The 10,145-nt window shown below is 70.5% G+C and carries 10 protein-coding genes and 1 pseudogene; all 11 read left to right on the top strand.

Annotated elements, in window-relative coordinates:
- Positions 1-319 (top strand): annotated as a pseudogene (locus D7V77_RS37050) (hypothetical protein); the annotation flags it as partial.
- Positions 316-1,347 (top strand): ABC transporter ATP-binding protein, encoded by a 1,032-nt coding sequence (locus D7V77_RS37045; protein WP_120580967.1) that lies wholly within the window; start codon positions 316-318, stop codon positions 1,345-1,347. The pseudogene D7V77_RS37050 and the gene D7V77_RS37045, both read left to right, overlap by 4 nt.
- Positions 1,344-2,399: an ABC transporter ATP-binding protein gene (locus D7V77_RS37040; RefSeq protein WP_120580966.1), complete on the top strand. Its 1,056-nt coding sequence runs from the start codon at positions 1,344-1,346 to the stop codon at positions 2,397-2,399. Before D7V77_RS37045 ends, D7V77_RS37040 begins: the two co-directional genes overlap by 4 nt.
- Positions 2,368-2,775, top strand: a complete 408-nt coding sequence (locus tag D7V77_RS37035) for a DUF2085 domain-containing protein (protein WP_120580968.1) — start codon at positions 2,368-2,370, stop codon at positions 2,773-2,775. The genes D7V77_RS37040 and D7V77_RS37035 overlap by 32 nt, the downstream gene beginning before the upstream one ends.
- Positions 2,776-2,839: 64 nt before the next feature.
- Positions 2,840-3,487: an RNA polymerase sigma factor gene (locus tag D7V77_RS37030; protein ID WP_120565707.1), complete on the top strand. Its 648-nt coding sequence runs from the start codon at positions 2,840-2,842 to the stop codon at positions 3,485-3,487.
- Positions 3,484-4,914 carry an anti-sigma factor gene (locus D7V77_RS45625; protein WP_120580965.1) on the top strand — a complete coding sequence of 477 codons (1,431 nt, stop codon included), beginning with the start codon at positions 3,484-3,486 and terminating at the stop codon, positions 4,912-4,914. Before D7V77_RS37030 ends, D7V77_RS45625 begins: the two co-directional genes overlap by 4 nt.
- A 60-nt stretch (positions 4,915-4,974) precedes the next feature.
- Complete coding sequence (locus tag D7V77_RS37020; protein WP_120580964.1) at positions 4,975-5,235, top strand: hypothetical protein; 261 nt, start codon at positions 4,975-4,977, stop codon at positions 5,233-5,235.
- A 232-nt stretch (positions 5,236-5,467) separates the two neighbouring features.
- A complete protein-coding gene (gene cpaB, locus D7V77_RS37015; protein ID WP_120565598.1) occupies positions 5,468-6,286 on the top strand; it encodes a Flp pilus assembly protein CpaB in 819 nt (272 codons plus the stop codon).
- Between the two features lie 78 nt (positions 6,287-6,364).
- Positions 6,365-7,210: a type II secretion system F family protein gene (locus tag D7V77_RS37010; protein WP_120580963.1), complete on the top strand. Its 846-nt coding sequence runs from the start codon at positions 6,365-6,367 to the stop codon at positions 7,208-7,210.
- Between the two features lie 13 nt (positions 7,211-7,223).
- Positions 7,224-8,114, top strand: coding sequence for a type II secretion system F family protein (locus D7V77_RS37005; protein WP_120580962.1), 891 nt, complete (start codon positions 7,224-7,226; stop codon positions 8,112-8,114).
- 73 nt (positions 8,115-8,187) lie between these two features.
- On the top strand, positions 8,188-10,145 hold a 1,958-nt coding region (locus tag D7V77_RS45200), incomplete at its 3' end, for an FHA domain-containing protein (RefSeq protein ID WP_233597465.1).

Here is a 10,145-nt window from a genome sequence, read left to right as displayed (position 1 = left end):
GCCTCCTCCCGCCGCCGCCCGTCCGCCGCCGCCTCCCGCGGAGCCGGAGGACCCGAGCAAGCCGCGCGTGCCGGTGGTGCTCTTCGGTGGTGCCGCGCAGGGCGTGAAGCCGTCCGTGGCGCTCACGCCCAAGCCGGACTTCTCCGAGGAGGACCTGGCGGTGCTGGACGACATCGACCGCATCTCGCGCGGCGAAGAGGCCAGCCTGGACACGGAGAAGGTGAAGCCCGCGCGCATGGTCGCGAGCCTCATCCGCCTGCTCATCCGCAAGGGGCTCATCCAGGAGGCGGAGTTCCTGGAGGAGCTGGCCCAGAAGTGACGGGTGTCGCGCCGTCCCCCGGGGCCTCTGCCGGTGCCCCGCTCCTGGACGTGCGGGGGCTCGTCACCCAGCTGTCGCTCCCGCGCGGCACGGTGCGCGCGGTGGACGGCGTGTCCTTCTCCGTTCCTCCCGGCGGCACGCTGGGGGTGGTGGGGGAGAGCGGCTGCGGCAAGAGCCTGACGGCGCTGTCGGTGATGCGGCTCGTTCCTCAGCCGCCCGGCCGCGTGGTGGGCGGCGAGGTGCGCTTCCGTGGCGAGAACCTGCTGGCCCTGCCGGAGAAGGAGATGCGGCGCGTGCGCGGCCGGCACGTGGCCATGGTCTTCCAGGAGCCCATGACGTCGCTCAACCCGGTGTTCACCGTGGGCGAGCAGATTGGCGAAGGCGTCCGGCTGCACCTGGGCGCCACCCGGGCGCAGGCGCGTGAGCGCGCGGTGGAGATGCTCCGGCAGGTGGGCATCCCGGCACCCGGCGAGCGTGTGGATGCGTACCCGCACCAGCTCTCCGGAGGCATGCGCCAGCGCGTGATGATCGCCATGGCGCTTGCGTGCGATCCGGCGCTGCTCATCGCGGACGAGCCGACCACGGCGCTGGACGTCACCATCCAGGCCCAGATCCTGGAGCTGCTCAAGCGCCTGCAGGCCGAGCGCAACATGGCGGTGATGCTCATCACCCACGACCTGGGCGTGGTGGCGGGAAGCTGCGACGCGGTGGTGGTGATGTACGCGGGCCGCATCGTGGAGCAGGCCCCGGTGCGCGAGCTGTTCGCCCGGCCCGCGCACCCGTACACGGCGGGCCTGCTGCGCTCCATCCCGTCGCTGCACGACGCGGGCGCGGCGGCCGAGGGCGGGCGTCAGCGCCTGAAGGCCATTCCCGGCATGGTGCCGTCGCTCACCGCGCTGCCGTCCGGGTGCGCTTTCCGGGACCGCTGCGACCGCGCCTCGGAGCTGTGCGCCCGCGTCACGCCCGTGCTGGAGCCGAAGCGCGGAGGCCAGTCCGCCGCCTGCCATCACCCGGTGCCCGCGCCATGAGCGAACCGCTGGTCCAGGTGCGCGACCTGAAGGTGCACTTCCCGGTGAAGGGCGGCTTGTTGGGCCGCACGCGCGGCACGGTGCGCGCGGTGGACGGCGTGTCCTTCGACGTCGCCCGCGGCGAGACGCTGGGCCTGGTAGGGGAGAGCGGCTGCGGCAAGAGCACCCTGGGGCGCGCGGTGCTGCGCCTCATCGACCCGACCTCCGGCTCCATCCGCGTGGCCGGGCGCGAGCTGACCGGCCTGTCGCAGCGCGAACTGCGACCGCTGCGCCGCCAGATGCAGCTCGTCTTCCAGGATCCGTACGCGTCGCTCAACCCGCGCATGACGGTGGGGGACATCCTCGCGGAGCCCTTCGCCATCCACGGGCTCGCGAAGGGCAAGGCTCGCGAGGACGAGGTGCTGGCGCTGCTCGACGCGATGGGACTGCCCCGCGAGGCGCGCCAGCGCTACCCGCACGAGTTCTCCGGCGGCCAGCGTCAACGCATCGGCATTGCACGTGCCATCGCGTTGCGTCCGGAGCTGGTGGTGGCGGACGAGCCCATCAGCGCGCTGGACGTCTCCATCCAGGCGCAGATCGTCAACCTGCTGGTGGACCTGCAGCGCGAGCGCGGGCTCACCTACGTCTTCATCGCGCACGACCTGAAGATTGTTGAGTACGTGTCCACGCGCGTGGCGGTGATGTACCTGGGCCGCATCGTGGAGGTGGCGCCGTCCCGGTCGCTGTACGCAGGACCGCGCCATCCGTACACGCAGGCGCTGCTGTCCGCGGTGCCCGTGCCGGATCCGGAGCGTCCCCCCACGCGGCTGCTGCTGCCGGGAGAGCCGCCTTCGCCCCTGTCGCCGCCGACCGGCTGCGCGTTCCATCCGCGCTGCCCGCATGTGATGGAGCGCTGCCGGCGCGAGTCACCCCCGCTGTATCCCCTGGGTGGAGGCCACGCCGCGGCGTGCTTCCTGGCCGAAGGGGATTCGCGCAACGTGCAGGACGGGCCCGCTGTTTCCATGTCCGGAGGAGATGCCGGTGTTCTGGCTCAGCCATCATCACCCGGATGAGTACAACCGCACGTACGTGCTCGCGGGCGTGCGCGTGTGCTCGCGGTGCCTGGGCACGTACCCGGTGCTCGCGGGCGTGTTCCTCGCGCTGTTCGCGCTGAAGGCGCCGCTCCAGTGGGAGTGGGACGTGCCGGTGGTGCTGGGGCTCACGCTGCCCGCGCTCGTGGACTGGGCGGTGGGACGCTTCCGGCCCGCCTCGGGTTCCAACGCGGTGCGCACGCTGACGGGCATTCTGTTGGGAGTGGGGCTCGGCCGCTCGCTGTACGTGCATGTGCAGCGCCCACTGCCGGCGGTATTGCTCGCGCAGGCACTCCTGGTGACAGGGGTGGCGGTCCCTGTCATTCTCGCCACTTACCGGCGGCCACGGCCGGAATAGACCTTTCGCGCACGGCTGTCCGTTACAGGCCTTGGGCGGTGAAGGGGATGGCACCCGTGGCTTCATGGGCACTGGGGGAAGTTTGGCACCCGAAACCTCAGACGAGCAGCTGATGCTCGCCTTCCAGGCGGGAAACGCGCGTGCGTTCGATGCGTTGGTGCGCAAGCACCGCGCGCCGGTGTTCAACTTCATCCTGCGCTTCGTGGGGCACCGGGCGCGAGCGGAGGACGTGCTGCAGGAGACCTGGCTCAAGGTGGTCCGCAGCGCCCGGGAATACGAGCCCAAGGCCCGGTTCACGACCTGGCTGTACACCATCGCGAGGAACCTCTGCGTGGACAGCACGCGCAAAGAGAGCTACCGCCAGACGACGTCCCTGGAAGCCCCCTCGGCCGGTGCCGACGGCGACGAGGGACGTCCGTTGGGCGAGGGGCTGCCGGACGCCGGGGCCAGCCCGGAGCGCGGCGCGCACAACGCCCGCCTCCGGCCCCTGCTGGAGCGGGCCCTGTCCGCCCTGCCGGAGGAGCAGCGCGAGGTGTTCGTGCTGCGCGAGTACAGCGGCATCCCGTTCAAGGAGATCGCCGAGGTGACAGGCGTGTCCGAGAACACGGTGAAGAGCCGCATGCGCTACGCGTTGGAGGGCCTGCGCCGCCGCCTGGGTGAGCTGGGCGTGGACGGCGACCTGTCGGAGGATGGAAGGACGGTGGCGGGATGAGTGCCCAGAATGCCCACGCGCACGAGGACCGGCTCCTCGACTTCGCCTACGGCGAGCTGCCTGCGTCGGAGGCCCATGTGCTGGAGCAGCACGTCCAGGGCTGTGCGCGCTGCACGAAGGCGCTGGCGGACATCCGCGGCGTGCGCACCACCATGGCGCAGCTGTCGTCGGAGCCCGCGCCGGACGCGGGCCTGGAGTCGCTGCTCGCGTACGCGCAGCAGTCCGCGCGCCGAGCCGCCGCGGGCCCCGAGCCGAAGCCCTCGCGCTGGCGCCGCTTCCTGCTGCCCGCGGTGGGCCTGGCCACGGTGGGCACCTTCGGCCTCCTGACGTTGACGGTGAGCGAGAACCTCGACCTGGCGCCGAACCTGTCGCAGCGGGCCCCCAGTCCGACGATGGCCGCGGCGAAGCAGGAGTCGCCGCCGCGGGAGAAGCGCGCCCCGAGCGCCCTGGCCCCCGCGCCTTCGAGCGCGACCCTCGAAGTGGACGTGCCCGAGGGTGCCTCGGACGAACTGGCGGCCGCGCCCGCGCCGGACGTGATGAAGAACCAGGTGGAGGCCAAGGTGCAGCGCAAGGGCACCGCCGCGGCCCGTCCGTCCGACTGGATGAACGCGGGCAGTGGTGGCGCGCTGCTGGAGCGCCGCGCGGAACCCGAGGCTCCCAAGAAGAAGATGTCCAAGGCCGTCCGGGACGCGGACGACGAGTTCGCCGCGCTCTCGCAGGCGACGGCCGGGGTGGCCGAGCAGGAGGCGCCTCCGAAGGAAGAGCAGGCCAACGACGGCTCCCTCGCGAAGGATGAGCCCGCGGCGCGGCGCTCCTCGGGAAAGCTCAGCGACAAGGCCATGGGCGCGAAGGGCGACTCCCTGCGGCTGGGTGAAGCGGCCTATGGCCGTGGGCTCAGGACGGATGACGACCAGGGAGTGGCCGCGGGCGCGGCTCCGCCGCCTCCTGCCGTGGCCTCCGCGCCCGTGGTCCAGGCCGTGCCCATGGCCCCCGCCGCCGTGGGCTCCCTCGGCGGTGCGACGCCTCCGTCCACGCCCAAGCGGGGGTCCGCCCAGGCCCAGGCCGCGAAGCCTGCCCCCGCGGAGAAGTCCGCCGCCAAGGAAGCGATGACGGCGCGCGACCTGTCCGCCCAGGCCCAGGCCGCGGCGAACCAGGGTGACCGCGCCCGGGAGGCCCAGCTGCTGCGCGCCGCGCTCGCGGCTGGAGCCAGCGGCAGCGAGCGGCTGGCCCTGCTCTCACGGCTCTGCGAGTCGGAGTCCGTCCAGGGCCGGACCCAGGAGGCCGCCGCCGTCTGCGGGCAGATCGTCACCGAGGCCCCCGGCTCCAGCGCGGCGCAGTTGGCCCAGCGCCGCCTGCGTCAGGCCTCGCCCGCCACGGCTCCGGAGTCTGAGCCGGCCAGGGCCGCCCCTTCCCAGCCCGCGCAGTAGGGGAGGGCGGCAGTCCACATGACCGATGCTTCCGGGGCCTGGGTCCTGGATAATGGGAGCATGACGTCGGACGTGCACGCTCCCCCCGTGAACAGCCCCCGGAAGTCGCCGCCGCGCTCCCCGCGCCGGGCCCGCCGTGGCCAGGCCATGGTGGAGTACTCGATGATCAACTGGGTGTTGATCGTCGGGCTCGTCGTCGGCGCCACGGTGAAGATCCGCTGGACGGACGACCGGCAGACCAACGTCATCGACCTGTTCCTCGAGGCGTACCAGATCTACTACGACTCGTTTTACTTCGTGCTGAACCTGCCGTTCCCCTGAGGGACGGAAGGCCGCAGATCAACTCACTGCGTCGAGCCGTCCTCCCCCCTGGGCGGACAGGCTCCGCGAGCTCCGGAGGTCCCGGGATTCCGCTTTGTCACGAGAGGTGGTTTTGACACCTGCTCTGGGGCATGGCTAACATCTTGCCTCGTTCGCGCCCTGGCATCGCCCCCTCGTCCAAAGCAGTCCTGCCGCCACGACGGCGCCCCACCGTTCTGGAGGACTTTGAACCATGTTGAAGGGTAAGACCCCACTCGTCGTCGCACTGGTGCTCGGTTTGCTCGCGGGCATCGTGGCCTACTCGGCCATCAAGAAGAAGGAATCCGATGTGCGCCGCGGGTGGAACCTGGTTCCCGTGGTGGTGGCGGGCCAGGACATGCCCGAGGGCTCGGTCATCACGTACGAGATGATCTCCCAGCGCTCGGTGCCGGAGCAGTTCGTCACCTCGTCGGTGGTGAAGCCGGACTCCGCCAACTACATCGTGAACCAGAAGGTGCTGGTGGCGCTGCAGGCCGGCGACCCCATCCTCTGGAGCCAGTTCGAGACGACGAAGGCCGCCGAGCGCCTGTCCACGAAGGTGCAGAAGAAGGCGCGCGCCATCACCATCGAGGCGAAGCAGACCACGTCCGTGGGCGGGTGGATTCGCCCGAACGACCACGTGGACATCATCGGCACGTTCCGCGATCCGCAGACGGACGAGAGCGTCGCGGTGACGCTGCTGCAGAACATCATCGTGGTCGCCACGGGTAAGATCACCGGCACCACGAACATCAACCTCATCCCGGAGAACCAGCGCGAGTACTCCAACGTCTCGCTGATGGTGCTGCCGGAAGAGGCGGAGATCCTGGTGCTGGCGGCGGAACTGGGCCAGCTGACGTTGTCCCTGCGCAACGAGGACGACGTGGACCTCATCGAGGAGCGTGGCCGCGCGACCATCAGCACGCTGCTCTCCGGTGAACGCACCCGTGTGCTGGAGCAGAAGCGCCGGGAGATCATCCAGATCATCAAGGGCAGTGGCGGCGGCGAGAAGGCCTCGGCCGGCTCTCCGTAGTCCTGCGCGCGGGGCCGCTTCGCTTGACGCTGAAGCGGCCCTGCCGACCCCTCCCTCATCCCCCGGGGATTCGCGCCCATGCTCGCAGGTATCGTCCTCCTTCTCGTCACCGGCTCGGTGTTCTTCTTCAGCCTGGTGATCTTCAGCGTCCTGTCGAAGGCGTATGAGCAGTACCAGGAGCGGTACGTCGCCAAGTCGATGAACGACTTGAGCGACATGTTCCTCTTCATCGACGCGCGGCAGATGTTGATCCTCAACATCGCCTGCATGTGCCTCCTGGGCATCCTCAGCTACATCGTCTTCAACCCCATCCTCGCGGTGCTCGCGACCATCTTCGGCTTCTTCCTGCCGATGCTGCTCGTGAAGCACTACCGCAAGCGCCGCATCAAGAAGTTCAACGTGCAGCTGGTGGACGCGCTGCAGGCCATGGCCAACGCGTTCAAGGCGGGCCTCACGTTCCCCCAGGCCATCGAGCACGTGGCGCGCGAAGCGATGCCGCCCCTGTCCCAGGAGTTCGGCCTCTTCGTGAAGGAAGTGAAGCTGGGCGTGCCGCTGGAAGAAGCGCTCGTCAACATGGGCAAGCGCGTGGGCAGCGACGACCTGGAGCTGGTGGTGGTGTCCACCAACATCGCGCGCCAGCTGGGCGGCAACATGGCGGAGATGTTCGAGACCATCTCCACGGTGATCCGCGAGCGCTTCCGTCTGGAAGGCAAGATCGACGCGCTGACCTCCCAGGGCAAGCTTCAAGGGTGGATCGTCGCGGCCATGCCTGCGGTGCTGGGCATGGTTCTCAACTACATGCGTCCGGACCTGATGGAGCCGATGATGAACCACATCTTCGGCTACATCCTGGTGACCATCATCGCCATCATGGAGATCATGGGCATCCTCATCATCCGGCGCATCGTCAACATCGACATCTGAAACGAGGCGCACCGTGCAGGAAGTCCTGACATTTCTGCTGATGGGCGGCTCGGCACTGCTGACCGCGGGCGCGGTGGCGTTCCTGGGCATCGGCCTGTACTCCAACCTCCTGGAGCGCTTCCTCACGGAAGTCCGCGACGAGTCCGCGGGCGGCATGAAGGGCGCGGGCTCCGTCGCCGTCCGCAAGCTGGGCTCAATGAACCGGCGCTTCATGTGGCCGGGCTACGAGTCCAAGACGCGCCGCAAGCTGATCAAGGCGGGCGAGCCGTCGCAGTACAAGCCCGAGGACATCATGGCGCTGCAGGAGATCAGCGCCTTCTTCGCGCTCCTGGCCGGCCTGTTCGTCGTCAACGGCATGGGCATGAACCTGGCCTGGTCGTTGCTGGTGATGCTGCTGGGCCTGTTCTATCCGCTCATCTGGTTGAACGATCAGGTGAAGCGCCGTCACCTGGCCATCAGCCGCGCGCTTCCGTACAACCTGGACCTGCTGACGCTGTCGGTGGAAGCGGGCATGGACTTCACGGGCGCGCTGGCGAAGGTGGTGGAGAAGGGCCGCCAGGGTCCGCTGCGTGAAGAGCTGCAGCTGGTGCTCAAGCAGCTCAAGATGGGCAAGACGCGTGAAGAGGGGCTCAAGAGCATGATCGTGCGCGTGGACCTGCCGTCGCTGACGACGTTCGTCACGGCGCTGATCCAGGCGGACAAGATGGGTACGAGCCTGGGCAAGGTGCTGCGCATCCAGTCCACGCAGATGCGCATCGACCGCACGCAGCGCGCCGAGAAGCTGGCGGGCGAGGCGCCGGTGAAGATGCTCTTCCCGCTCATCGCCTGCATCTTCCCGACAGTGTTCATGGTGCTCTTCGGGCCCATCGTGTTCCAGTTCATGTTCGGCAACGTCGGGGGCTAGTCCTCTGCCCATCCTGCTCACCATCACCCAGGGGCTCCAGGTCGGACGGGAGCTCGCCTTCGAGCAGGCCGAAGTGAAGATCGGCCGGACCTCGGAGAACGACCTGGTGCTGCATGACCACGGTGTCTCCCGGCGTCATGCCCGCATCACGGCGAGGGATGGGCGCTACTTCGCCGCGGACGTTGGCAGCGCGAACGGCACGCAGCTGAACGGCCAGCCGCTGGCCGGCGAGAAGCAGCTGCGCGACGGCGACCGCATCACCGTGGGCCCGGTGGAGTTCACCTTCGTGTGGATGCCGCCGGAGGATGACAACGACGTCACCCGGCCCATCCGGCGGGCGCTCGCGCCGCCCCACGCGAACGTGTCGCCGCAGGGCATGGGGCAGGCCTCGCTCGCGGAAATCGAAGCGGCGCCCACGAGCTACCAGCAGTCGATGCCGGCCATGGCCCGGCCTGCATCCCCGCCGCGCCCGGGAATGGCGGTGCCCGCTGCGAAGGGTGGGGCGACCCCTGCTTTGCCGGTGCCGGCCGCCACACCGAAGCGGCCCTCTGCTCCGGATCTGCCGGCGGTCAGTGCCCCCGCGCCGGTCCGGCCTCCACCGGGGCCTGTGCTCAGCGCTTCCGTGCCGGGTGCGGCGACTCCTCCCAAGCCTCCCGCCGGGCCTCCTGTGCTGGGAGCTTCCTCGCCGGCATCCGCTGCGCCTGTCCGGGCTGCATCGGGAGTTCCCGTCCTGGGGGCTTCCGCGCAGGCATCCGCTGCGCCGGCCCGGCCTGCACCGGGAGCTCCCGTCCTGGGGGCTTCCTCGCCGGGTGTGGCGACTCCGCCCAGGCCTCCTTCGGGCCCTCCTGTGCTGGGTGCCTCCGCGTCGGCTGCTTCGGGCAAGGTTCCCGCCGCGCCTCCTGTGTTGGGTCCTTCGGCGCCGGGAGCGCCCGCGCCCGCCAGGACTCCGGCAGGGCCCCCGGTGTTGGGGCCTGCCGCTTCGGGCGCGGGTGCGCCGGCCAAAACTCCCGCTGGCCCCCCGGTGCTGAGCGCTCCGGCCGCGAACAAGGCTCCGGGACCTTCCGCCTCCGTCCGCGCCTCCGGGCCGGGACTGTCAGCGGTTGGTGCCTCGGGACCAGGCCGGTCATCCGCGCTGGAGGCTGCCCCGGCCCCCTCGCACCCCACCGCGAGCGAACTTCCCGCGGCTGGAACTCCTGTCTCGACGGCGACCTCCGCGCCGGGGAAGGTCGCCGCTTCAGCTCCTGTCGAGCCCGCGGCTCCCGCCAAGCGGAACGGCGTCGCGAACCTGCCTGGTGTCGGCGCGCCCGCGCTGAACCGTCCCTCGCTGGAGCTTGGCGCCGCGCGCGCGTCCGCTGCTCCGGTGTCCCGGGGCGCCGCGGCTTCCGCGCCCGGCCTGCCGTTGATGTCGCCGCCGGGGCTCATGGCTCCGCCGCCTCCGGCTCGGCCTTCCGTCGTACCGCCTCCCGTGGACCTGGCCCCCGTGGTGCCGGATGAACCCGAGGAGCGCACGCTGATGGCGATCCCCACGGCGGACGCACCCGCCGCGGCGCTGCCTCCCGTGCTGCCGCTCCCGGAGCTGGACGAGCCCGAGGAGCGCACGCTGATGGCGATCTCCACGGTGGATTCGCTCGTGCCCGCTGCAGTGCCGCCCCCCGTGCTGTCGCTCCCGGAGCTGGACGAGCCCGAGGAGCGAACGTTGATGGCGATTCCGGCGACCCTGGAAGCGCCGCCCGTAGAAGCCGCGGCGCCGCCACAGGCGGCCTCGCCCGCGCTGCCTCCGCCGATGATGGAGGAGCCCGAGGAGCGGACCGTTCTCGACCTCCGGCCCATCACTCCGGTCAGTCCGCTCGTGGCCCCTCCGGTGCGCGTCGCGAGCGCTCCCGTCCCCGCGCCCGACTCCAGCGAGCCCTCGACCTTCGTCGGCCAGGACGAAGACCTCTTCGCGGCCCCCGAGGAGACCCGGGCCTCGGGGACCTTCACGGGCCAGGTTGCCCCCGCCCCCGTGGCGCCTCCTCCGGCCTGGAGCCCTCC

The organism is Corallococcus sp. CA041A, from assembly GCF_003612075.1.
Classification (GTDB): domain Bacteria; phylum Myxococcota; class Myxococcia; order Myxococcales; family Myxococcaceae; genus Corallococcus; species Corallococcus exiguus.
Note: the sequence above shows the minus strand (reverse complement) of the source record. Positions and strands in the feature narration are given on the sequence as shown.

What these genes read in the sequence shown, in the direction of transcription:
- D7V77_RS37040 (WP_120580966.1), top strand. Translation starts at nt 1,344, where the DNA reads ATGAGCGAACCGCTGGTCCAGGTGCGCGACCTGAAGGTGCACTTCCCG.
- D7V77_RS37030 (WP_120565707.1), top strand. Translation starts at nt 2,840, where the DNA reads ATGGGCACTGGGGGAAGTTTGGCACCCGAAACCTCAGACGAGCAGCTG.
- D7V77_RS45625 (WP_120580965.1), top strand. Translation starts at nt 3,484, where the DNA reads ATGAGTGCCCAGAATGCCCACGCGCACGAGGACCGGCTCCTCGACTTC.
- D7V77_RS37020 (WP_120580964.1), top strand. Translation starts at nt 4,975, where the DNA reads ATGACGTCGGACGTGCACGCTCCCCCCGTGAACAGCCCCCGGAAGTCG.
- cpaB (WP_120565598.1), top strand. Translation starts at nt 5,468, where the DNA reads ATGTTGAAGGGTAAGACCCCACTCGTCGTCGCACTGGTGCTCGGTTTG.
- D7V77_RS37010 (WP_120580963.1), top strand. Translation starts at nt 6,365, where the DNA reads ATGCTCGCAGGTATCGTCCTCCTTCTCGTCACCGGCTCGGTGTTCTTC.